Origin of the sequence: Pseudoalteromonas sp. BZK2, from assembly GCF_014349195.1 — a bacterium.
Taxonomy (GTDB): domain Bacteria; phylum Pseudomonadota; class Gammaproteobacteria; order Enterobacterales; family Alteromonadaceae; genus Pseudoalteromonas; species Pseudoalteromonas simplex.
In genome coordinates this window covers 12,724-33,123 of sequence record NZ_JACSOG010000036.1, presented here as the reverse complement: position 1 = coordinate 33,123, position 20,400 = coordinate 12,724, and the positions used below count along the sequence as shown (strand labels likewise).

The 20,400-nt window shown below is 38.5% G+C and carries 19 protein-coding genes; all 19 read right to left on the bottom strand.

Features of this window, described 5'->3' with window-relative positions; all coding sequences use genetic code 11:
- Positions 1 to 103: 103 nt before the first annotated feature.
- The 19 genes from BIZ38_RS18020 to BIZ38_RS17930 all read right to left on the bottom strand — a co-directional run bounded on the left by BIZ38_RS18020 (position 104) and on the right by BIZ38_RS17930 (position 20,372).
- Positions 104 to 1,042 carry a LysR family transcriptional regulator gene (locus BIZ38_RS18020; RefSeq protein ID WP_187490919.1) on the bottom strand — a complete coding sequence of 313 codons (939 nt, stop codon included), beginning with the start codon at positions 1,040 to 1,042 and terminating at the stop codon, positions 104 to 106.
- A 605-nt stretch (positions 1,043 to 1,647) separates the two neighbouring features.
- Entirely contained in the window at positions 1,648 to 1,908 is a 261-nt protein-coding gene (locus BIZ38_RS18015) for a hypothetical protein (RefSeq protein WP_175079731.1), read from the bottom strand.
- 104 nt (positions 1,909 to 2,012) lie between these two features.
- Positions 2,013 to 2,240 (bottom strand): hypothetical protein, encoded by a 228-nt coding sequence (locus BIZ38_RS18010; RefSeq protein WP_036973827.1) that lies wholly within the window; start codon positions 2,238 to 2,240, stop codon positions 2,013 to 2,015.
- Between the two features lie 66 nt (positions 2,241 to 2,306).
- Positions 2,307 to 2,549 carry a class I ribonucleotide reductase maintenance protein YfaE gene (yfaE, locus tag BIZ38_RS18005; protein ID WP_187490918.1) on the bottom strand — a complete coding sequence of 81 codons (243 nt, stop codon included), beginning with the start codon at positions 2,547 to 2,549 and terminating at the stop codon, positions 2,307 to 2,309.
- Complete coding sequence (locus BIZ38_RS18000; RefSeq protein ID WP_187490917.1) at positions 2,546 to 3,670, bottom strand: toprim domain-containing protein; 1,125 nt, start codon at positions 3,668 to 3,670, stop codon at positions 2,546 to 2,548. The genes yfaE and BIZ38_RS18000 overlap by 4 nt, the downstream gene beginning before the upstream one ends.
- A 109-nt stretch (positions 3,671 to 3,779) precedes the next feature.
- Entirely contained in the window at positions 3,780 to 3,938 is a 159-nt protein-coding gene (locus BIZ38_RS17995) for a hypothetical protein (protein WP_162898094.1), read from the bottom strand.
- Positions 3,939 to 4,019: 81 nt separating this feature from the next.
- A complete protein-coding gene (gene radC, locus BIZ38_RS17990) occupies positions 4,020 to 4,547 on the bottom strand; it encodes a RadC family protein (protein WP_404936071.1) in 528 nt (175 codons plus the stop codon).
- A 305-nt stretch (positions 4,548 to 4,852) separates the two neighbouring features.
- Entirely contained in the window at positions 4,853 to 6,577 is a 1,725-nt protein-coding gene (locus BIZ38_RS17985) for a VWA domain-containing protein (RefSeq protein WP_187490916.1), read from the bottom strand.
- Between the two features lie 102 nt (positions 6,578 to 6,679).
- On the bottom strand, positions 6,680 to 7,777 hold the full coding sequence (locus BIZ38_RS17980) for a DUF3150 domain-containing protein (protein ID WP_187490915.1): 1,098 nt from the start codon (positions 7,775 to 7,777) through the stop codon (positions 6,680 to 6,682).
- A gap of 95 nt (positions 7,778 to 7,872) precedes the next feature.
- Positions 7,873 to 8,397 (bottom strand): hypothetical protein, encoded by a 525-nt coding sequence (locus BIZ38_RS17975; protein WP_118845611.1) that lies wholly within the window; start codon positions 8,395 to 8,397, stop codon positions 7,873 to 7,875.
- 62 nt (positions 8,398 to 8,459) lie between these two features.
- Positions 8,460 to 9,512 carry an AAA family ATPase gene (locus tag BIZ38_RS17970; protein WP_187490914.1) on the bottom strand — a complete coding sequence of 351 codons (1,053 nt, stop codon included), beginning with the start codon at positions 9,510 to 9,512 and terminating at the stop codon, positions 8,460 to 8,462.
- A 108-nt stretch (positions 9,513 to 9,620) separates the two neighbouring features.
- On the bottom strand, positions 9,621 to 9,917 hold the full coding sequence (locus BIZ38_RS17965) for a hypothetical protein (RefSeq protein ID WP_187490913.1): 297 nt from the start codon (positions 9,915 to 9,917) through the stop codon (positions 9,621 to 9,623).
- 9 nt (positions 9,918 to 9,926) lie between these two features.
- The gene (locus BIZ38_RS17960; RefSeq protein ID WP_187490912.1) at positions 9,927 to 10,538 is read right to left on the bottom strand and encodes a hypothetical protein; all 612 of its coding nucleotides are present in this window, start codon (positions 10,536 to 10,538) and stop codon (positions 9,927 to 9,929) included.
- Positions 10,539 to 10,623: 85 nt separating this feature from the next.
- The gene (locus tag BIZ38_RS17955; protein WP_187490911.1) at positions 10,624 to 10,764 is read right to left on the bottom strand and encodes a hypothetical protein; all 141 of its coding nucleotides are present in this window, start codon (positions 10,762 to 10,764) and stop codon (positions 10,624 to 10,626) included.
- A 269-nt stretch (positions 10,765 to 11,033) separates the two neighbouring features.
- Entirely contained in the window at positions 11,034 to 11,627 is a 594-nt protein-coding gene (locus BIZ38_RS17950; protein ID WP_175083335.1) for a single-stranded DNA-binding protein, read from the bottom strand.
- Positions 11,628 to 11,796: 169 nt separating this feature from the next.
- Positions 11,797 to 11,985, bottom strand: coding sequence for a hypothetical protein (locus BIZ38_RS17945; RefSeq protein WP_036973817.1), 189 nt, complete (start codon positions 11,983 to 11,985; stop codon positions 11,797 to 11,799).
- A 79-nt stretch (positions 11,986 to 12,064) separates the two neighbouring features.
- Entirely contained in the window at positions 12,065 to 12,382 is a 318-nt protein-coding gene (locus BIZ38_RS17940; RefSeq protein WP_187490910.1) for a hypothetical protein, read from the bottom strand.
- Positions 12,383 to 12,948: 566 nt separating this feature from the next.
- A complete protein-coding gene (locus BIZ38_RS17935; protein WP_187490909.1) occupies positions 12,949 to 14,781 on the bottom strand; it encodes a UvrD-helicase domain-containing protein in 1,833 nt (610 codons plus the stop codon).
- 8 nt (positions 14,782 to 14,789) lie between these two features.
- Complete coding sequence (locus tag BIZ38_RS17930) at positions 14,790 to 20,372, bottom strand: conjugal transfer protein TraG N-terminal domain-containing protein (protein ID WP_187490908.1); 5,583 nt, start codon at positions 20,370 to 20,372, stop codon at positions 14,790 to 14,792.
- Positions 20,373 to 20,400 lie beyond the last annotated feature (28 nt).

Below are 20,400 nucleotides of genomic sequence, written 5' to 3'. Positions count from 1 at the left end.
TGCTATCGAGAATGATTAGCATTTAAAGTTCTAGGCGCTATTTTTGCAATAATTTGCTCATTCGATAGCCCGATTGTGATTATGCAAGATCTGCATAATCATGTTATGCAAGGTTTTTTTCTTCAGAGAAAAGTGATTTTAAAGTGCCTCTCACCCATTCACACATAGGATCATCGTGAAAGCGCTTATGCCAATATAAATAAACATATTGAAAATCTAGTTGCAGCTCTTTAGGGATTTCTTTGACACATAACCTGTCATCTTTACATGCCGCAAGAGCGAATGGCGTCGGTAGATGAAAAATGATATCAGTGCCAGCGGCAATATTGGGCGCAGAGTTAAAATTAGATAGCTGCACGGGTACATTTAAACTTTCTTTACCTTTTAGGTAGTTTAATTCTCGAAATTTAGTTTCAAAAGAAATGTTTTTCTCACCTTGTAGTGATATTTGTCCAAATTGGCATTGCATTAGGTTTGCAGTCGTTAGCGCTTTATCTGCTAGAGGATGAGACTTACTCATCAGCAATCTAAAATTACGCTTGGCTAATATCATTCTATGAATATTTTGCTCACCCGTTGGCGGTTCATGCGAAGACATCACAAAATGAATATCACCAGCTATCAGGGCGCTAAAATGGCGTTTAGGCGTCGTGTCTATACTGACGACTAAGTTAGGCGCTTCACTCCTGACTTTCTCAATAAAGGCTGGCATTAACGCATCTATTTGAGGCTGTAGTCCATAAAACTTAACTGTGCTTGCTATGGTGTCTGGAGAAAATTGCTGCTTATGTACTAATCGTTCAAGGCTTGTTATCACCTCAGTGAGATCTTCTTTAAGGCTTTCTGCTTTAGGTGTTAACTCATATCCATAATTCGAACGCACAAGTAGCTCATCGTCAAAAAAGCTACGCATTTTTTGCAGCGCCCGACTCACAGAAGACTGACTAATATTCAAAGATAAAGCCGTATTAGACACATGCTTCTCTTCAATCAGTTGTTTCAATATTTGTAACGAATTTAAATCTAGTTGCGTTAAGTTCATCGGGTTACCCAAAGCTAATTTGGAATGAATTGTAAACTACATTAACCGAATCCTAAAAGGTAAAGAACAAGTTGGGAGAAGGTCAATGGCTGCTCTTAGCTCAGAAACCTCAGTTATAGTAATTACTTTAAGTCATTTAGGGACAAAATTAGTTTGCGGAATGTCCGTTTTATAGAGCAGAGCCTGTGACACTAAATGACTATGAGCGTCTGTTGATCGCTAATTTGTGACGCTTGAGTAAACTCGTTTTGGGGCAAAAACGTTTTAGAAATGGCAGCGTACCGATGCAATCGCTGCCATTTTAGGATGATAGTTTAATACTTGGTATGAATCTTTATTACTCAGTATGAAACTTTATTCTACTCACACACTTGGAATTGATTGAAATTTTTCTATTTTCAGCAATATAGAAGAGCTTCGCGTCTACCCCTTACTGGTTATTGTTCTAGGCGCAGTAGCTCCTCTCCTCAAATTTTGACAAAAAAAGACCGATTAACGGTCTTTTCTTATTTTATTTTTTGCTTATTCGGTGGTGCATCCATAAATAACTACCGAAAAAAACTACATTACCAATAATGAAAAAGGTCAAACCAATAGCTTGGATTTCATTCATCTTGATCGTCCTCCTCGGAACCATTTAGGAAAGTTATATAGAAACCTATCACAACAGATGCCAACATACAAACAAAAGCAAGGACTAGCTTTATAAGCCCTTGAATTTGAATTTCGTAGCATGTTTTGTTGTCGAAACCACACGGGCCGAACATATCCGCAAAACCACTAACAGAGAGCTCTGGAATATAGCCAACAATTGTTACTAATAAGATTAGTTCAACCATGATCTTATTTAGCATTTTGTTTTTCATAAGCACTCCTTAAACAAGTGCTTAGCTAATAAGCAATTCATTTGAATCTCCTCAAAGTAAATTTGAGGGATCACACCCTTGAGGGAGTAACCCCCAAGGGTTGTTTATGCTTCAAATAGCAATTCTGCCGTTTCACAGGCATTTGCGATTGTCACATTGTGTATCACAAGCAAATCTACAGTCTTTCTATATTTTTCAATTAATAAAAAGTGTGTAGTTTTTGCTATGAAGTGTCTGATAACCATATCTGGATAGTATCCATTACGGTATGCTGCGAAATGACGTAACTGAGAACCACCAGCTTTTGCCATTTCAATATGATGTTTACTCATTGCTCCTCCAAAGAACAGGGGGAGCTTCCCAAGCGGGGGCTCCCCGCATGGGTTGGTTGTAAAAATCTAAAAGGTTACTTCAACCTCAATGTCACCTTTTGGCTTACAAACGCAAGGTAATATCTCACCATCATTTGTAAAGCCTATTGGTTCATCGATATATTCGACATTGCCCTTTAGTAATTTGATGCGACACGCCCCACAAAAACCTGATTTACAGTTAGATGTAGGGGCAGCACTATTCAGCTCTAAAGTCTGTAATAGTGTTCCATTTGTGTCATTGTAAACTTGACCAGAAACGCTAATCATTTGACACCCCCAGTATTAACAGAGATGTCAACAGGTAAGCGAAATGGAAAAGCCTCAGGGCCTGCTGAGTTGTAGGTGTCCAGCCAGTCAATGCTTTTACTACCATTAGGTATATCTAAAGGTGGCATATAAATATCAACAAACTTTCCTTCTCTTCGTAGCCTCGCAGCTAATGCTTCTGCTTTTTCTTGACCTGCTCCAGATGCATCCTTATCAGCAAAAATTAATACTGAAGTCACATTATCTGGAATTTTAACCATTTCTAGCAAAGTGTCCGAATAACATGACCACATAGGAAAGCCTGTAGCCTCGCGTACAGCTAATGCAGTTTCAATCCCCTCACATACGCCAATGAAGGTGTTATTTCCTTCAGTTACTGGTGAGTCAATTTTGATAGAACATCCACCAATATAGCTTGGCGGAGGCATTAACATTTTCGCATTAGGTACATCAGCTTTTAAGCCTTGATTGTTCAGGAAAATTCGATGAATCGTGATTCGATTACCATCTGAATCAGTCATTGAGCCTAATAAACCTTGAAGTTTCTTAGGCTTAGACTGACCATCTCCCCACCAAAGCTCATCAGCATATCCAAGTGTATATGGTAGAGTTTTCGCATCAGTTTTAAGTCCACGACTGTTCAAGTAAGCTTGTATCCGACCCGATTGATCATGAGCTGCAGGAATAGCGTGTTGAAAAAGCTTCTCAAGTTTTGCGACTCGTTTTGCTTTTTCATCATCGTTAATACCTTTTGGCTGTGAAGCTTTCACATTTTGAACGTATTCGCGCGAGATGCTTGATAAGTCACCACCACAGATATCGATTATTTTGTTTAAAGCGTCGCTTTTTGAGCAACTTTCCATAAACGCAATTACATCGATTCCGCCGGGTAAAGCACCTACGTCGTTATGGTATGCGCCACCGGTATCAACCCAATCGCGGAAAAGGCGAAACTTAGTTCTTCCGTTTCCAGTTTTTGGGCATGGTACTTGTGGTGAACCACCGTGGTTATTTGATTTTGAAACTGCTTCATTAAGTCCTGGGTAAGCTGAGTAGACAGAGGACCACCCGCCATTTGACTTAACTAAAGCAAGTACTTTATCTATTTTTGATTCAATCATTACAACTCTCCTATTCCTCAAGACGACCCTAAAGCGTCCTGAATACAAGGCGCTTTAGGTGGTCGCCTCGAATAAAAAGAAGAGTTAGCCCTAAGGCTAACTCATACGTTTAGCCTTGAGCTTGAGCTCGTTGTTGACCTTCAAATAAAGGTCCCCACTTAGCACGTAATGAAAGAATCGTTTTACCGCCAATATGTACCTCTCTCACTTCTGTGTTAGGTATTGACGATGGGATTGGCATAATTGCCTTTTTAATTGAATTATTCATGCGTATCTCCTCCAAAGAGTACAAAAAAAGGGGATACGCCCCTTATGGGAAGTATCCCCACAAGGGTTGGTTTAATTTAAGTTAGATAAGGCCGCGCTCAGCAAATGAGACTGTGTTTTCACCAATAATGATGTGATCTAACACACTTACATCAATATGATTGAGTGCATGTTGGATCTTAGTGGTTATTAGCTTGTCCGCTTGCGATGGCTCAGCAATACCTGATGGGTGGTTGTGCGCTAAAATTACAGAGGCTGCATTCTTTTTTAGTACACTTTTTACAATCTCCCGGGGATAAACACTTGCAGCATTTATCGTTCCGGTAAAAAGTATTTCTTTGTCTATTAGTCTATTTTGGTTATCAAGGTAAAGCATGTAAAAAACCTCATGCTCTAACCCCTTCAAATGGACTTCAAGATAATCAGTTACTTGAGTAGGACTATTAAAAATAGCTCCTCTTCTCAACCTATTGTTTAGAAGCTTCTTGGCTGTTTCAATAATTTCATCAGAGCTAAGCTCAGACGTGATTATATATTTACCAGTTACTTCATTTAGTTTTAAGTTAGAAATAGTCATTGTCTCCTCCAAAGAAACATTAAGCGGAGACAATTACCCAGAGGATAATAATCCCCTATGGGTTGATTTAAGTTTGTTGAACACAAGCAAGCTGAACTCGCTTATGCTAAGTCTAGGGTTAAACCCAAAGTAACAACGAGACGTCGATACTTGTTCTACACAAATACAAGGATTTGAGTAGCTTTTATGCTTTATCAAAATTAATTACCTTACGGTAAATTTGATAGCAAGGTGCCATCAGTAAATTAAGATAAAAGCAGAAAATCTATTTGGCTTATAGCCGCATTTTAAAACATTGTGTTTGCTTTAAAATGCGTCCAAAAGGGCGCATTACTTGGTTAAGCGATTAATTTATTTTTAATTACTTGTTTTAGAATTGAAGGTAACTCTTCAACGGTTTGAATGTTGAGTAATTCCTGATTCTCAAAGCCATAAAGCATTCCTGTGTTTATACCAATGCATACAATTTGAATACCTAGAAGTTCCGACATTTCAATCGACTTTTCTAAATACTTTAGATCGCTTGCTTGGCCATCAGTAATGATAAAAACAACTTTCTTTTGCTCTACACGTAGTGAAAGCCTACGAATTACAGAGTAAAGGCTTAACCCTGTATGTGTTCCGCCTCTACTACTGACTCTAAAGTTGTCTTTAACGGCTTTAGTTGTTGATTTAAAGCATTTTGCTTCATATAGGTCACCGGCACTGAAATATATGCATTCACTATTTACGCCTTTCAACTTATCTATTGCTAAGTTAATTGCGAGCGCAGAAGTGTTTGCACCATTCATCTCAACAGCACTCATTGAACTAGACCTGTCAACGAGGACTGATATCGCCATTGTCGGGGCTTTAGTAATTCTTTCTGATTTAAAAACATTAAAATTACCAGCTTTTACTCCAGCAAGTCTATTTGCCTCAACAGTTCTACCTTGCTTAGAAAAATTCACACTTTTTTGGTCTAACCCATAAATTATTTTATGGAGTTCTCGACTTATAGGTGTTGAAAGTCTCTTGGCTAGGTTTAGCTCTGCAGTACCAACTGTGCCACGATCATTTTTTGATATTAAAGGAGCATTGAAGTCAATTAGTTGCCCCATATCATTACTTGATCTTACTTCATCAGCCATTTTCTCTAGCTCGTTATTAACTTGTTCATGCAAATCTGCCATGAGCTGACTTTCATCGGCATTTAGGCATTCATTTACAAAATTAATTACTTGCTGGCTATCACCTGAGTCATTACCTTGGCTATCACCTGAGTCATCACCTTGGCTATCGCCTGAGTCATTACCTTGGCTATCGCCTGAGTCATTACCTTGGCTATCGCCTGAGTCATTACCTTGGCTATCACCTGAGTCATTACCTTGGCTATCGCCTGAGTCATTACCTTGGCTATCACCTGAGTCATCACCTTGGCTATCGCCTGGTTTAAACTCTATTTTCTTAAGTAATTGAATGATCTGTTCTGTAAGTTCATAACTATGTTGGTTAGATCGAAGAGCTGGTATCGTATCCAATAGCAAAATTAAATCGTGTACTGGTTTTTGGCCAATACAATCAGTTAATAAAGCTAATGCAATTTCACAGAACTCCTTTAGTTGTACTTGGTCGTTAATTTTATATCGACCATAATATACAACTACAGCTTGTAACAGTAATGAAGGCGGGAAGCTATCAGTTGGTTTACTGAACCATCCCTTTTTAATACCTTGAGTAACCATCTTAGATAAATTTAAGATGGCACCCGGCCACTCCAGACAAACCATTCTTTCCATACGAATATCCTCAATGCCATTTCTAATAGCATTGAAAAATGCTCCTTTTTCATACGACTTAGCTGTCCATGTTCTATCGGTCCATCGTAGATGGCCTACTTCATGATCAATAGCGCCTTCCAAAAGTTCGAGATAATCGGGGTTTTCAAGATCACCTACGGGTAAAGTAATGCTGTTGTAATCTGTATAGCATCTGTTACCAGTTAAGTTAATCGTAATGTCACCGCGGTTACTCATTACTCTTGAAAGCATTCTAAATCGTTTTAATAGTTTTGATTTATTCATTTGCATCTCCTCCAGGAATGTTTAAGAGGGGATACACCCACAAGGGGTGAGTATCCCCTGTGGGTTTAGAATTAAAGGAAGCTAGATTGCTTCCTTAATTTGTTACCAATTAAATCCAAAATCACCTAATGAGTTGTTACGCTCAACAGGCTCGGAAAAATCGGTTTCTTCTGTAGGCGCTAGGTCAAATTCAAAAGAATTTTCTTGATCAGCTGTTTCTACAATGATTGAACTCTCAGAAGCAGATTCACTTGACTCACCTGAAACGAAATTATTCGCTTCGTCGGTATCCTCATGTGTAATTACTTCCGGCTCTGGTGTTGCACTATATTGAGGTTTTCCTTCAGCATGAAGGCGAAGTGTGTCTTCATTACTCATTACGAGTAACCAGTTGGTTAACTCTGAAAATGAATGACCTTCAATGTAGCCACTAGAAGGTAAGTTATTTAAAACTTCCTGTATTGTACTGACCACATTCTCAATACCACTATCTACAAATGATAAATCAATAAGTTTATTCATCATTCTTCTAAATGGTGAACGTACTTTTTGGCTTACGCGATTAACTGGTGTTTTGTCTTTAAACCAGTTTGTTTTGTAGACACTACTTGCTTCCTTAGCAATTTCTTGCCAAAGAGTTTCTGCAACATCATTTTTGATATCGTCTTCATCATCATCAAAAAGCGCTTTCATAGCCAGAGGCTTTGTAAACGTCAGTTTGAATTTTGATTGGAACTCAACCTGAGATAAGGCATATTTATGGATCAGTGCAGCGATATCCGAATTTTCAGCCATATGTTGATTAACTGACTTATCATATTCAGCAATTAATACTGTTACTTCGTCTTGCCAATCACGCTTTATTTCATCAAGCTCTGACTTAAGTTCATCTAATCTGGTTGTTGGGACAACCGTAAAGTCTCCATACTTAACACCATAACTATTAAAAGTTCGTGTAAGACGGTTGTTGTACTTCGTTGTAAGCTTCAGCTTGCTTCTAGGAAACCACTGTAGTTTACTCCCCTTGATTTGATTAGATGATACTTTCTGACCATCTAGTTCTATCTTTGCGTTCGGTAAAGTTGATTCACCACATGGCGATCTTAATTGCCAGCCTAACAAACATGCTCCATTTTTAAGTGAAGTGTTTTGTTCTGCTAACTCTTTGCCGTTTGCGATTGCTTCGTTTGATAAAGACATGTTGTCTCCTCCAATTTGATATAAAAAAGGGGAGACTTCCCTGTTGGGGAAAGTACTCCCCAAAGGGTTGGTTGATTAATAGGACCTGTGATTGGTTACATCACTTCAATATCCCATGTATTTTGATTAAAGTGGCCTATTCCCATAAGTGAATAACCTCTTTGTTCTTTATTTTTGGCAAGAGCATTTCTCTCACCGTTTACAGACATAAAAACCCATTTCCATTCAGTATTATCATTCTTGAACAACACATATGTCGTATTTTGGAATGATGTTACAGCCCAATATTTACCTTCACCGGCATGATGATAAACATCAAACGGGTTATTGCATTTCAGGTTACCTTGAGCATTGAACATAACTTGAGCTCGACAGTTTACAAAGTCACAGTTCTTCATTTTCTCATCCGAATGAATAAGAAAATAAGGATTGCCGTTCCTAATGTAATCAATCTTATCGGTTGCCTGAATTAACTCAGACATACTCATAGCTTTAATGTCTCTTACATCGTCAATTTTAAGTGGGTCTTTACCCCCTTCAATACGGAGGTATTTACCATTTGATGGTTGGTAGCTAAAACCAACAAAACGACCATTTTCAATTTCAAAGCACTCAAACACTGTGTCCCCTCTCTCAACTTTTAAGTTAGCCGAGTTAGAAGATGTGTTAGTGTTTGAGGTAGTTACTTTTTTTGAATTAACTCGCCAAGTGGTTTATTAATTTCATCACCCCAGACTCGTTGAACAACAGAATTAACCTCTTCAATTTCATCATTATCAATGGAACCTAAGAACGAAAATTCAAATGACTCATATGGAGAACGATTGGCACCAAATGTCATCATGTAAAAACCCCAGTGGACTAAAGTTCGTGTTGAAAAGACACACCCTAATCCATTATCGATGTTGCCATCGTGGTCTTTACCTAATGCAGCTGTTCTTAAAGAGTCAGCTGTTTGTACCATAAGCTTGCGAATCGGCAATGTTAGTTTCGGAAAGTTCTTTTCCAAAATTTCCAACTCAACTGCTTTGCTTGGATATTTAGTTTTTAACCAACCAAAACGTGAACGTAATGCTTGGTCTAAACGTTGTGAAGTAATATACCTATCACTATCACCACCACCGGTAGTATTAGCTGTAGCAGCTATTCGACAGTTAGCATGTTTGTTTATGGTTTCACCGAAAACACTAAGTGTCCAAGGTTTGCCTTCAACAAACAAATGAAGCGATGTTGATAAATCTTCATTAGCTTTATCAACTTCATCTAAGATAACTAAACCACCGTATTTGTATCCGCATGCAGCTTGGCTGTATCGCTTGCGAGTAACATTATTACCTTTTCCATCAACAGCTAATTCATAACCACCTTCTAAGCGCTCACCACTCATGCCTACGGTTACTTTTTCAATGAAGACAGGCTCATTAAAGCGATCTGCAATGAATAGTAATAACTCCGTTTTACCTGTACCTGTTTCACCAACCAAGCCAAGAGGCTTCGGTTGAGCAGGCGCAAGCCACCATGCTAACGCTTTACGAAGTGTTGCTTCATCCGGCGTATAATACATGTCTGCTTTTTGACAATTAGGGTGGCGGTGTTTACGAATTTTAATCTTATATTGATTAGGGTCGAAGATTTCAGGGAAACGCTCATGAGCGTCAACCTCTATCATTTCGTTATAATCAATTTTAGTTGCTGGTTTAATTGTAGATACGTTTGATTGTGTTTGAGTATTCATATTGTGTCTCCTCCAAAGAGATTTTTGAGGGACACTTATCCCGTCAAGGGTGTAGTGTCCCTTGATGGGTTTGATTTCTTAATATTTAAAATGGTACTTCTAAAAAGTCTATATAACTTTTTCATAAAGATGAAGGTTTGGTGAGTCTAGAACAGAACACTTTTCATATACTTCTTCTGTTTCATCCTCAACTGCAAGGTCTAGCATAAAATTCACTTGAGCCTCTGCCGCTAATTCCTTAGTTGCATAACTGGTAGAATTCCAAACTTCAACTGATTCCGGCCAACCATCAATATGACCAAAGTGATAGCCTTCATCACTCTCACCTAATAGCAGCTTTCGCTCAGTAACATTATCATCAAGTAGAATCCAAGTATTAGACTCATGAAAAGGATAAATTTCCATTATAAACTCCTAAAACTTTAGATCATGCCAAAGAGGGATGTCAGGCCCTTCTAAGTCACTATAAAGGTGAGAGTTAGACGATGAGAAATTGCTACCATTTAAGATGAAGTGCTTGTATTCACAAAGAGCTTTAGCGTATTTGTTAGTTACAAGTAATTCATTAAGTTGATTATACTGTTGTAAGATCTGTGGTACTGCAATTCTAATTGAACAAGCATCTAAATCTAGGCACTGGCATACATAATCAAAATTTGCAGAGCAAATCCATTCAAGTTCGTCGTTTAGCATCTCTGAATTCGCTTTAGCATACCGAAGCATACCAAGTGAACGATACAAAACACTTTCCCATAACGCCTTAATGTTCTCGTCTGACCAATGAATGTAATATTCACCTCTTGCAGCATCCAAACAATCATCCATTAAACCAAAAAATACACCCTGCCCTGGGGCAACTTTACCAGCTCGATGAGCTGTTATGATGTCTTCGTCTAACGAATGGCACGTATATTCTGCATTTACTGACAGAAAGTGATCAGTTGTTCGCTTCGGCTTAAACTGCTTCATTCTTTCAAGTTCTGCATTTATTTGAGCTTTGGTTATGGCTTTTTTTGGTCTAGCCATGATGTTCTCCTCCAAAGAGATTTTTAAAGGGAACATCCCCAGCAAAGGGAAAATTCCCCTTGTGGGTTGGTAGATAGGTTAGAGATTAACCGTGAAAAACGCGGTTTGACTCTTGATATAAACGGCTTGCGCGAATAACTAACTTGTTAAATCCATCACGTTTTGCTCGTTTAATTAATTTGCGTTCGCGACGACGTAAATATGCGCCGGTTGATTTGTTATTCATAAGTTCCTCCAAATTTTAAAAACCTGAAGGATTAACCTATGAAGGTTAAACCCTCAGAGGTTAAAACAAGCAACGATGTTGCTTGGTGTGCACTCACAAAATAGATTTTGCTTTTCAACTTGATGTTGAGAGTGCGTAACTAATATTCAACTTTAACTGCCATAGCAGAGTTATTCGCGAGAAGCGAAAAGGTATTATGAATATTAGAAAAAACAAAAGTGACATCCTTGTCATGCAAATTCCTAGGCTAGGAAACCTTATCTAGCTTGTTATTGTTGACTACCGCCATACCCCCCAGGTTGAGGTTTAGGAGCAAAACCGCCCTGCGATTGCGGATAGTGTATTGGTGCGCTCTGGTCTTGCTGGCTGCGCTGATAGTTTTGTGCATTATTTTGCTGTTGACTATGATGCTGAGGCGCACTTTGGTAGTTTGAAGAACTATTTTGTTGTGGGTGACTATTTTGTTGGTTCTGATTGCCAATTAAGCCAGAGGCTTTTAAACACTCCACTTCAACTTTTCTAAGATGTTGAATTAGCTCGATAGCTTTAATCTTTGTTGAAGAGCGGTTTTGCCCACCATTATCAGTCCACTTTTCTTGAACAAGTTTTCCTCTTAAAGTTACTTCGTCCCCTACTTCAATAGCTGGTTTAAAATTCTTTAAAAACCGACTATCCACTTTGACATCAAAAAAGTAAGTTCTGTCAACCCACTCACTTTGTCCGTTAGGTTCGTTTGACTTCTTAAAGTAGCCGTCATCACAAGCAATTGTCACAGTACCAAAATACCCATCTTGACCATTTCTGATATCAAGACTCGCGACTCTACCACCAAGCCTTGCTGAATTATCTTTTGCAGTACGCATAAATTGCCCTCTATAAAGTTATAAAATCATCACAACTGATGTAGATATAATTACATAAAGAAAATATCGCGCGACTTAATCAAAAATAACGGCAATATTCACCGTAACCCTTTGAATAAACTCTAATATATAAAGCCCATTCAGAGAGTAAGGTTTACCCTACTATCTGTTAAACGTCCCATTCACATACAAAATCACTTTCGCCAATTAAGCCACTAGAAATGGCCTTTTGCTTTACAGCTGATAGGTAGTCTGGTTTGTCTAAATGATTAACATCAATCTGTTTTATCTCACCTGTGAATAATGTAAGTGTTGATGTTGATTTGTCGAAAATATGAAAAGCGGTATCTTCAAACATGGGTTTCTCCTTACTGGTTATACCTAAGCATCCTGCTTCAAGCTGGATAGGTATAACCAGTAAGGAAATTCACAGGGAGCTAATGCTCGCCTGTGAAAGTTGATTTAATCAGTGGATGACTCATATTTGCTTCAACAAAAAATTCAAAATTAACAAGGTTCATTCCAAGAATATTACTATGTGAAATACTCTCATCTGAAAACCTAATTTCACCGGGAACAGCGAATACTTTGTCTTTGTTGAATATCTCAGTTGCTATTTGACTGGCCTCGTTATGTGTTTCAGCTGTTGCTAAAACTTTTAACGTTATCCTGTCATATACAATGCAATATACACTCTGAATCTTTAACTGATTGTGATTGTTGTAGCCCGAATAGGTTGGAATTAGTTTATTCAAATTAACCCCAGCTTGAACTAGCTATTGATAGAATTGGCTTAACGATGATGCTGTGAATTTTGATTGCAACATATGTGCACGCCAGTAATATAAGAATGATATCCATAATCTCCTCCAATGCATTTGACCGAAAACGCAGAACTAAAAATAAGTAGATCTGTATAGCGGTCGCATCGAATGAGATTTCGATTCCTATACAGAAGAGTATCCCGTATAGGAATTGGTTAGGTATTTGTGAAAGAATCACTTCAACCGTCTTAATACCAAGAAGGTATTAACGCTGAGATTTAACTTCAACAGCTAGAAGCCACTTTAAATACCAATAGGCATAATTATGCATAGTGCAAAAATCAAAGACCTAAAAGGTAAAGTGGATTGAGAAATCATTATTGGAAATTTGTATTCCGATAATGACTCAGAAGAGTGGTTGTGACGTTGATAGTCTGTGTTGATTGGTTAACCCTAAAGGCTGAACCTTTAGGGTTATAATCAATATAATTGCTTATAAATTTTTAGTCAACAATACAAAAGATTAAATTTCCAGAAATAAGTCAAACAACATTTGATTAATCGTTAGTGTAGTAAATCTCTTCGATAAACTCGCTTGGAAAACAAACATCATTAATATCTGATGTTATTGGTGGGCTATATTCGTAATCTTTTTTGAATAGTGCCAATTCACCCACATCCTTTAAATCATCAATATCAGCCTTATTTAAGTAGCTATGAATAAATAACCGTTGCTCAGCGCGTGTCATCCCAACAAACAGCAAACGTCTTTCCTCATCGATTGGTGACTGCATATTTGGCATTGTTTCATGGATAACATCAAAAATAGCCACATTAGTCCACTCTAGGCCTTTAGAGCCATGGTATGTGGTTAAAGTTACTACTGATTTATCAATTTCAGATTTGCTGTTTTGCTCTTTAATTTTATCTGAGTAAAGCTTAATTCTTTCGAACCAAGAGCCTGTTTTTGTCTTGAGCCCTTCAAGAAGTAATGTTTCAACAGCGCATTTATTCAGCTTGTCGCCTTTTGAGCGGCGCTCTATGATGAAATCAATCAACAAATCAATTCTTGTGTTTATCTCTTTGGAATCATGAGTGTTTTCAAATAAATAATAATTTGAATAGAACATTTCAAAAGCCGTTCCATTAATTGATTGACCGTAATTATTTAGATATGACTCAATATCAGAATTACTCTTGATACTTTCAGAAATTAAAGGAATTAGGTTCTCATCCTCTTTTAAGTACCCTAAAACTTCTGACAAATGGTAGTGTGCAAACTTATTTAAAAGATAAGAACACAGTTTAATTACAAAATCACCAGCGCTTGTTTTAAAAATACTTGTTTGATTGTTTCTTGAATACGCTACTTCATGTTCTATCAGAAACTCTTCTATTGAGTCCAATGCAACATTAGTTCTGCTTAGGATCGCCCACTCACCATCATATTTATTGTAGTTTTCCAAAAATGTTAACAGCATACTTTTTTTAAATTTATGTATGTATGTTTTAACAGTGCCACCAATTTCCTTCCCCGAGACCATACCTTTGGGAATTCTATCTTTATTAAATTCTATTAGATTTTTACTGGCATCTATTATTTCAGGTCTACATCTAAAACACTTTGCAAGCATATGAATATTGGGTGTAAATTCATCTTTAAACTTAAGCATTGTTTCATAACTTCTAGCGCCTCTCCATGAGTAGATACTTTGATCATCATCTCCAACAGGTGTTAGATTAATCCCTCCGCGCCCCTGCAGGGCAATCCACTCATATTGTAGTAAATCTGTGTCTTGAAACTCATCAATCATTAGGTCTGTACAATTTAATAGCGGTATTTCCCCACTTAAAGTTCCTTCTACCGCGCGCTTGGTTGCGTCATCTAAGTCATACAGGTGGTTCTTTATCTTTAACTCTTGATAACATTCTTTAACTAGCTTAACAGCGTCTTTATCAAACCCTTTTTTTTCATCTAATGGCTGATCATTCAAAATGCTCGTAATGTCATTGAATGTTACTTTTAACTCCGGTAGTAGGTGCTCATTTTCGATGTAATTCTTCAACCTCTCAATAAAGTTGAAGTATGTTGCTCCAATTAGTAGCTTACCTTGCATGAGTTTCTTTGTTTGGTTAAGAAACTGTCTGTGAAATGTAGTTACAGAAACTCTATTTATTGATGATTGTGGAAGAGCTATTTCCAACCTTTCTTGCATTTCGTTGACGGCCGCATTTGTAAATGTAACGAGAATAACCTTCCTGTCATATGATTTTTTTAGTACGTTTTTTACTTTTTCAATTAATGTTTTTGTTTTACCACTACCTGCTGTAGCAAGAATCAAAGAGTGATTATTAACATCGTTAGCTGCTGATTCTTGCTCTAATGTCATCGTCAATGTTAGCTCTCCAACGTTCTTTTGATTTGTAATGATTCAGCTATGTAATTATTTGCCTCTAGATTGTCAGCCAAATCTAATAGCTCTGCTTCTTCTTCCTTTGTAAATGAGCTCAAATTGGAATTTGTACCTAGAGACAAGATGTTTTCCGCTTTTAATAATGCATCATTGCTCATTTCTGTATTATCAAGAACTTGCCTTAATCCAACCTCTTGTGACTCGGTCCTAGTGACTTCACCACCAGCTACAGGATGTAGGCCAGAAGGGTTTCTCTCTTCAATTGAATTTTCTCTATTGTTAACCATCTCTGCTTCACTAGCGTTTGTTTCATTAAAAATTAGGTTCTCAGAACTAGAGTTGTTCACAACTGAACTTTCATCTGAGTTAGATTGCTCAAAAGACTCACCTTTCTGAGAAAAATTAGAAGCAATTAACTGTGATTGAGTCTGCACATTATCACCGCTTGTGTCAGGTTTTAGACTAGGCTCAGCAACAATAGAACCACCACTTGCCGATGCCCGAAGGTTTTCTGATTGGTTTGTACTCGCAGGACTGCTTTGCAACTCTGGACTAGTGGTACTGCCAGTAGAACCGCCCTCACTATTTAACGTACCGCCAGTACTTGCCGATGCCTGAAGGTTTTCTGATTGGTCTGGACTCATAGAACTGCTTTGCAACTCTGGACTAGTGGTACTGCCAGTAGAACTACCCTCACTATTTAACGTACCGCCAGTACTTGCCGATGCCTGAAGGTTTTCTGATTGGTCTGTACTCACAGGGCTGCTTTGCAACTCTGGACTAGTGGTGCTGCCAATAGAACCACTCTCACTATTTTTCGCACCGCCAGTATTTACCGATGCCTGAAGGTTTTCTGATTGTGTGCCCACTAAAGAACGACCTGAATCTGTAGTATTCGGATAAGAATCATCTTTTGTGCCAGAATATTGGTAAGTATCAATACGATCCCTTGAATCATTGCCTGCAATCGATGTCTCTTTAGATAGAATATTCCCGCTTTCATCTTTACCAGTACTGTTAACCCCACTATTTACCTCAGTTGGCTTGATAGGGGGTTCTTCTATTGCTTCACCACGATTATTATCAACTGATAAGCTTTTTGGTGTTTCGCTCAGTGAATTCTGTTGTGTGACAGAGCTCTTATCATAGTCACTTTCATTTACAGACTGTTGCGGCACTGAGGCTTCGCTTGAATTAAGGCTGTTTACAGGTGGATTTGCTTCTTTAGTACCGGCATCACTATAATTCGGTGTGAAGGCAGTTGTGATCGCTTCACTTAATGTTCTTTGTGCTTCTGGAGCTGTGCTTAGTAAGTTATTTATTGTAAGTAGATCTCTCATGTCATCATGAGAAAGATTTCTTGGAGTATCGCTTGTGCCATAAAGGGCGTTCGCGGCAAACTCCTTCGCTTTACTAGAAACACCTTCTGAGTGAATTGCATTATTAATTACTTGGCTTTCATGCTCCTTAGATGCACTTGATTCATACCCATTTTTAGTTTGCTCATCTGAAGTAATAGAAGCAATTGTATTTGTTAGTGTTTCTGCCTCGCTATCTTTACCTGCAATTAAAAGTGCATCCCTCATCTTATTCAGATCTTCCATTGCTTCAGGGGTGATGTTAGTAAAGTCAGGAATACTAAATTCTCGACTAGAAACTTGTGCTGATTTAAAATTATCTAAATTTCGATCATTAAGTTCCTTAAAGCTAACTCCTGATGTATCACCAGTTGCATTAAAGTTTGCTAACGCATATTTAGCTATCTCTATGGCATCTTGGTCATAGTTTCCTTTGGTAATACCATCAACAAGACCTTGGCCACTAGGTTTCGATCTGTTTTCAGTTCGAGCTAAATTTTCTCTCTCATTTAATCCAGCAAACTCAGCCATTGAGCTAGCTTGAGAGTCGTAGTTTACTGATTCCAAACTACCTTTTGGACTTGGCTCATCTTTATACCTTGATGGGTTGTACTGAGGTTCTAAACCTAACTGTGGGGATAACTCATTTAGCGCTTCTAAATGACGAGCGTATTTAGCATCATTAATACCTAAGAAACTATCATCTCCTTTCGTGGCTGCAATTACATCCTCAATTTGACCATTATCAAGGTTTGCCAATGCTGAGTATGCCGCAATTAACTCACTACTCTTCAGGGCATTATTAATTGATTCATTCTCTCTCATCTCCTGTACAGCTGAAATATTTTCTTGAGCATTTCTGTAAGGGTTATTAGGTAGCGTTGAAGCAAGAAGAGCTGAGTTTGAATTTAAACTTTCATTGAAGGCAGCTAGAGACTCAGGGCGCATTGCTGTTTGAACAGCCCCAGCATACATTAGTGTTTCATTTGGAGATAAGCGTTCACCATTAATAATCGAACCTTCACCATTTGCTGCGCTAGTTAGTAAGTTTCTAATAGCTTCTGGTGTATTGTTTGATAAAACACCAAAACCCATTTCAATTAGATTCGAATTAATACCTTCACCATTACCAAACTTCTTAAACTCATCCGTAACAGCCTCACCCACTGAAGAGGTGAATAGTGAGCCAATAGAACTAACTACACCGCCAGATAATTCATTAGATTCTGAGCCTAATACTTTTAATGATCCAAATGCATGCGCTAAATTATTTGCATTTTTATCTCCTGACTCAGAAACAACATCCTCACCCTTAGCTTTAACAGCATCTGTACCAGATGCGCCTCTACTACTAACCTCGTTTTGAGATTGCTCTTTGTGTTCAGCAAATGCTTGTGCATTACGCTCATTATTGAACATGTTTGTTGGATCAGTCTTTAGGCCACTATTTACATCGTTAGTTAAAGTGTTGGTGTCAATGCCAGTATTATCTTCTGGTTTTGGAATATGTGAATTATCACTTGGTTTATATCCATTCAATTGGTCACTAAGTGAAATTAGGCTCGGCGCTTGTAATGTTTCACCTAGTTCTCTCATTAAGCCTGCAGAAGCCCCTCTTTCGGTATTAGCTTGTTTTAGTGCTGTAACCCCAGTTGAAAGAGGAAGTTGGTTACCATTATGATCTGTAGACAGCACTTCTGTATTTCCAGACATTCTTGCGATTGCATCAGTAACCGTATTGGCCAAAGCAATATTATTTTTTTGCCTTTCTGGTAATCTCGCATTATCACCTTTATTTACCTGCTCTTTGTGGTAGTCGAAGCTATCTCCCAGCTCAGAAATTAAAGCACTCCTCTTGTCACCAGATAAACCATTTAAGCCTTCATCACCAATCAAACTACCTAAAAGAACATACTGCTGCTCATCTGAAAGTTTTGAAACAATTGAGCCGATTGATGCTTTATTTGCTCCTGCGGTTGAGTTTTGAACCTCACCTGCATTCATTTGCGTCATTACTTTTGAAGCGGAGCTAGCTGTATTCCCCTCAGCTTCAAGGGCTTGAGCTTGAAGCATATTTGTATGAGCATTTGTAACAGCTTCCTGTCGGGAAACCGCCTCTTTACTTGCAGCTGAGTTATCACTGCTCGATGATTGAGCCATTTTTACTGCATTCCCCCAGTTAGCTTTTATCGACTCAGAAACTTGTGCACGTTCGTCCTCTGACAATCTTTCTGAGGCGCCTACTTGCTTTTGTGATGCCGCTTTAGCTGTGATCGCTGCTTTCGCATCAGCACCTAAACCAAACCCTGCTATTGATGGAGCCCCCTTTGCTACCATGCTTGCCGAGCCCTGTAGTAAGTGATCATATGCATCAGATAAACTCATGTTATTTTCAGTTGCATATGCTGCGGTTTGTGCCGCTAAGAAAGCTTCGTCCTCTGATAATTGTGAAGTATCCACACTCTCAAACGACTCTCCTTGTTTATAGCCTTTGATTGAATCTAAAGTAGCAGATTTACTATCAGTGGCAGTTTTTTGTAATGTTTGGCTAGCGGCTTCAGTATTTGCCAATTGAGTATTTCTAGAGCCAATCGCTGACAACTCAGCTGATGACTGTTTAAGGTAACCCGAGGCTGGCCCTGCGCCACCCGGATTAATACTTACATCATTTCGTTGTCCACCATTCAGTTGAGCTTGGCTCCATTGCCCATATGAGGAATGAACATCACTGGCTTGCATAGTAGTATCACCTTGACTTGCTTTACCTCCATTTGCAGATGTTGTGACATCAGGTGACAATTTCTTGGAATCAATATTTGTATCAGGAGACGTCTTATTAGATACTCCCATCATGGTGTGAACACCCCTATGCAGTATATATAAAGTGAGCATAGGAACTGCAGCAGCCAAACTACTTGCCACTGCAATAAATGATTCGATTGTTGACATGCTATGCCCCCACATACCAAATGTGATTGCACTTACACCACCGCCACCAGCTGACACTGATGTAAATCGACCTTGAATAGCAAGTAAAGTAAAAAGGTTAACCGCACTCATGGTTACCGGCCACAAGTTAACCCACACAGTTACCCCAAAGAACATAGCAGCTGATTTCATAGCTTCAGCACCCATTACAAGCATGATTGCAATAACTGGGATCAAGAAAAACACAAAGGCCTCAATGAAGGTTGCAAAACCAATTGATAGCTCCAAAGCTAGGTTTCTATCAGCGGCCATTTGGTAATGTCGCTGAGACTTTGTTTCAATTAAAGTAAGTTCAGAGCGGAGCCCTTGCATATCCCCACTTTTTGCAGCAGCTTCAGCAAAAACATTTGATAAATACCTTCCCGTCGCTAAATGGTATGCATTCATTGTCGCGCTTAATGCAGAAATCGATTCCGCACCGACTTCAACATCTTGTGGTTTTACATTTTCTTTCTGCAAAAACCTGTCAGTCATCTCTCTGAAACTTGAGCTATCAAAGTAACTTTTGAGCTTCAAGTATGCGTTTGGGCAAGTTAATAGCTCCATGACAGGAGTGTCGATTTGAATATAAGTGCTTCTTGATGGTGTATTAATTCTTATAGACTCAAGAAAGTTTTCCATTGGGGCATTTTTTATTTTGTCAGCATTTAGCTCAGCGTCATTGCCACCAACTTGAAGATCCCAAATTACACAGTCTTGAAGGTAGTTCATTGTAGATGTTTTGATTCTGTACCTTTGGGCATTAACGCCTGAATCTAGTTCTTCAGAGCCCATATATCCAAATTTATCAAGCGCCACTAGCGCCCTCATTGGATCGAGAAATTGACCAGCCTGATAACCATCCGGTGAGGCGAATGATTCTTCATAATCTCGTGAAAGCCCATACATTCCTGAGGTCATCATTGCAATAACAGCAGCTATGCCAGGTGCATCATTCACATAATACACATCTCCTGTTCTTACCGACTCAATAACAACATCTACTTTAGAAAATGGACCACACAAGACCATAAACATGCAAAGCCCAATAAACCAAGATAGTACTGGATTAGAGTTTGGGTTGATCCAACTTTTTACTACAAGAGTCATCAGTGAAAGTAGAGCTGTAGCACCAATCAAAATATGCAAAGATGAAAAACCAAAATCAAACATTCTTCGAAGGCCCATTAGAACCTCATACATGAACGCTGTTTCACCGATTGAGTAAATTGTAAAATCCATAAAAAAGCCAGAATATTGAGTCTGGCTT

Bases quoted from the DNA above. Each gene is read 5' to 3' on its own strand.
- BIZ38_RS17995 (WP_162898094.1), bottom strand. From the start codon at position 3,938: ATGAATAATTCAATTAAAAAGGCAATTATGCCAATCCCATCGTCAATA.
- BIZ38_RS17930 (WP_187490908.1), bottom strand. From the start codon at position 20,372: ATGGATTTTACAATTTACTCAATCGGTGAAACAGCGTTCATGTATGAG.
- BIZ38_RS17950 (WP_175083335.1), bottom strand. From the start codon at position 11,627: ATGCGTACTGCAAAAGATAATTCAGCAAGGCTTGGTGGTAGAGTCGCG.
- BIZ38_RS18000 (WP_187490917.1), bottom strand. From the start codon at position 3,670: ATGATTGAATCAAAAATAGATAAAGTACTTGCTTTAGTTAAGTCAAAT.
- BIZ38_RS18020 (WP_187490919.1), bottom strand. From the start codon at position 1,042: ATGAACTTAACGCAACTAGATTTAAATTCGTTACAAATATTGAAACAA.
- BIZ38_RS17980 (WP_187490915.1), bottom strand. From the start codon at position 7,777: ATGTCTTTATCAAACGAAGCAATCGCAAACGGCAAAGAGTTAGCAGAA.
- BIZ38_RS17985 (WP_187490916.1), bottom strand. From the start codon at position 6,577: ATGAATAAATCAAAACTATTAAAACGATTTAGAATGCTTTCAAGAGTA.
- BIZ38_RS17965 (WP_187490913.1), bottom strand. From the start codon at position 9,917: ATGGAAATTTATCCTTTTCATGAGTCTAATACTTGGATTCTACTTGAT.
- BIZ38_RS17970 (WP_187490914.1), bottom strand. From the start codon at position 9,512: ATGAATACTCAAACACAATCAAACGTATCTACAATTAAACCAGCAACT.
- BIZ38_RS17955 (WP_187490911.1), bottom strand. From the start codon at position 10,764: ATGAATAACAAATCAACCGGCGCATATTTACGTCGTCGCGAACGCAAA.
- BIZ38_RS17935 (WP_187490909.1), bottom strand. From the start codon at position 14,781: ATGACATTAGAGCAAGAATCAGCAGCTAACGATGTTAATAATCACTCT.
- yfaE (WP_187490918.1), bottom strand. From the start codon at position 2,549: ATGATTAGCGTTTCTGGTCAAGTTTACAATGACACAAATGGAACACTA.
- BIZ38_RS18015 (WP_175079731.1), bottom strand. From the start codon at position 1,908: ATGAAAAACAAAATGCTAAATAAGATCATGGTTGAACTAATCTTATTA.
- BIZ38_RS18010 (WP_036973827.1), bottom strand. From the start codon at position 2,240: ATGAGTAAACATCATATTGAAATGGCAAAAGCTGGTGGTTCTCAGTTA.
- BIZ38_RS17945 (WP_036973817.1), bottom strand. From the start codon at position 11,985: ATGTTTGAAGATACCGCTTTTCATATTTTCGACAAATCAACATCAACA.
- BIZ38_RS17960 (WP_187490912.1), bottom strand. From the start codon at position 10,538: ATGGCTAGACCAAAAAAAGCCATAACCAAAGCTCAAATAAATGCAGAA.